Here is a 237-nt window from a genome sequence, read left to right as displayed (position 1 = left end):
CTGTACGTTTACGACCGCGCCGATTTGGTTACGGTTGATGTAAGTGTTGCCAACAAATGCGCGGCGCTCAATGTGCTCAACAGTATTTTCGATACGGCTATGGATACCTAACGTCAAACCAAAGCCTGTGTTGTTGATGGCATCAATCAGCTTATTCAAATCACGCGCTTGATAACGCAGTACGTGTAGAATTGGACCAAAGTGCTCACCACCGATCACATCAATGCTCTTCACTTC

1 protein-coding gene is annotated in these 237 nt (G+C 46.4%); it reads right to left on the bottom strand.

The genetic code is table 11. The annotated features are described in order from the left end of the window. Positions 1-237 (bottom strand): aldehyde dehydrogenase family protein (locus tag SB772_RS45425; RefSeq protein ID WP_410839207.1); only part of this gene is annotated, 237 nt, incomplete at both ends.

Source organism: Paraburkholderia sp. SIMBA_030, assembly GCF_046535245.1.
In the GTDB taxonomy this organism is placed as follows: Bacteria; Pseudomonadota; Gammaproteobacteria; order Burkholderiales; family Burkholderiaceae; genus Paraburkholderia.
Note: the sequence above shows the minus strand (reverse complement) of the source record. Positions and strands in the feature narration are given on the sequence as shown.